At 65.1% G+C, this 2,447-nt stretch carries 2 protein-coding genes; both read left to right on the top strand.

The window, feature by feature from the left end; all coding sequences use genetic code 11:
- The first annotated feature begins 1 nt into the window (after position 1).
- Complete coding sequence (gene phnA, locus AAFO92_RS22460; protein WP_347539179.1) at positions 2–1,246, top strand: phosphonoacetate hydrolase; 1,245 nt, start codon at positions 2–4, stop codon at positions 1,244–1,246.
- Positions 1,247–1,260: 14 nt separating this feature from the next.
- Positions 1,261–2,447: aldehyde dehydrogenase family protein (locus tag AAFO92_RS22455; RefSeq protein WP_347539176.1), on the top strand; the 1,187-nt coding region annotated here is incomplete at its 3' end.

Here is a 2,447-nt window from a genome sequence, read left to right as displayed (position 1 = left end):
AATGAACATACAGAAGCCGATATTTGCGAATGATCGGGTGTATCCGGTGCCGAAGGTTTGTGCGGTTGCGATATGTCTGGACGGGTGTGAGCCGGCGTATCTGGAGGTTGCGATTGCGGAGGGTCTGATGCCGACGCTTGCGCGGATGCGGTCGGAGGGGACGGACCGTCTGGCGCATTCTGTGATCCCGTCGTTTACCAACCCCAACAATCTGAGCATTGCCACCGGCCGGCCGCCGAGCGTTCACGGGATCTGCGGCAATTACCTGTATGACCCGGAGACCGGCGAGGAGGTGATGATGAACGACGTGCGGTTCCTGCGGGCGCCGACGGTGTTCAAGCAGTTCTACGATGCGGGCTGCCGGGTGGCGGTGGTGACCGCCAAGGACAAGCTCAGGGCGCTGCTGGGGGCGGGTCTGCGTTTTGACGATGACCGGGCCAAGTGTTTCTCGGCGGAGAAATCCGACACGTCCACGCAGGCCGAGCACGGCCAGGAGAAGGCCAGCGACTGGCTGGGCATGGCCCAGCCCGAGGTCTATTCGGCGGCGCTGAGCGAGTTTGTCTTTGCCGCCGGGGTGAAGCTTCTGCGCGAGTGGAAACCGGACGTGATGTACCTGACCACGACCGATTACGTGCAGCACAAATACGCGCCGGACGACGCCGAGGCGAAATCGTTCTACGCGATGTTCGACCGCTACCTGGCCGAGCTTGACGCGCTTGGCGCGGCGATCGTGGTCACGGCCGATCACGGCATGAAGCCCAAGCACCATGCCGACGGTTCGCCCAACGTGATCTACGTGCAGGACCTGCTGGACACGTGGCTGGGCAAGGACGCCGCCCGGGTGATCCTGCCGATCACCGATCCCTACGTGGTGCATCACGGTGCGCTTGGCGCCTTTGCCACCGCCTATCTGCCCGCGGGCGCGGATGTGGCGGAGATCATGGCAAGGCTCGATGCGCGCGACGAGATCCTGCTGGTGGTCGACAAGCAAGAGGCGATCCGCCGCTTCGAGCTGCCCGGCGACCGGATCGGCGATATCGTGATGATCTCGGGCGAGAACATCTGCATCGGCACGTCGGAGCACCGTCATGACCTGGCCGCGCTGAAAGAGCCGCTGCGCAGCCATGGCGGGCTGACCGAGCAGGAGGTGCCCTTCATCGTGAACCGGGTGATCGACCTGCCGGGCGCGCCGGAGCTCAGGAATTTCGACGCGTTCTTCTATGCCACCACCGCCGCGGCGCTGTGACGGGGGCCATGACCATGAAAGACACGATTGAAATCCGCAACGAGGGGATGCGCATCGGCGGCGAGGTGGTCTTTACCGACGAGGTGATCGAGGTCAGGTACCCCTATACCGACGAGGTGGTGGGCACCGTGCCCGCGGGCACCGCCGACCATGCGCGCCGCGCCTTCGAGATCGCGGCGAATTACCGGTCCCGGCTGACCCGCTACGAGCGCAGCGAGATCCTCAGGCGCGCGGGCGAGCTGATCGGCGAACGCCGCGACACCCTGGCGAAATGGCTGACGCTGGAACTGGGGATCTGCCACCAGCACGCGATTTACGAGACCAGGCGGGCGCAGGATGTCTATCAGTTCGCCGCCGCCCAGGCGCTGCAGGACGATGGTGAGATCTTCTCCTGCGACCTGACCCATAACGGCAAGGACCGCAAGATCTTCACCCTGCGCGAGCCGGTGCGCGCGATCAGCGCGATCACGCCCTTCAACCACCCGCTCAACATGGTCAGCCACAAGGTCGCGCCGTCGATCGCGACCAACAACTGCATGGTCTGCAAACCGACGGAGCTGACGCCGCTCACGGCGCTGACGCTGGCCGATATCCTCTACGAGGCCGGGTTGCCGCCGGAGATGTTCCAGGTGGTGACCGGGCTGCCCGGCGATATCGGCGACGAGATGATCACCAACCCGAATATCGACATCATCACCTTCACCGGCGGCGTGCCGGTGGGCAAGATGATCGCGTCGAAAGCCGTCTACAAGCGCCAGGCGCTGGAACTGGGCGGCAACGACCCGCTGATCGTGCTGAACGATCTTTCCGATGCCGATCTCGACCGCGCCGCGACCATCGCCGTGGCCGGGGCGACGGGCAATTCCGGCCAGCGCTGTACCGCGATCAAGCGCATCCTGGTGCAGGAGAGCGTGGCCGACGCCTTTGTGCCCAAGGTGCTGGAAAAGGCCAGGGCGATCCGCTTCGGCGACCCGCGCGACCCCGGGACCGAACTGGGCTGCGTGATCCATGCCCAGGCGGCGGAGCTGTTTGAGAACCGTGTCCATGACGCGGAAAAACAGGGCGCCGAGATCCTCTACCACCCCGGCCGCCAGGGCGCGCTGCTGCCGCCGATCGTGGTCGACCGCGTGCCGCATGAGAGCGCGCTGGTGATGGAGGAAACCTTCGGGCCCATCGTGCCGATCGTGCGCGTGCCGGATGA

The sequence above is a fragment of the Roseovarius sp. CAU 1744 genome, assembly GCF_039839345.1.
Classification (GTDB): domain Bacteria; phylum Pseudomonadota; class Alphaproteobacteria; order Rhodobacterales; family Rhodobacteraceae; genus Roseovarius.
This window is presented reverse-complemented; position numbering and strand designations above follow the sequence as displayed.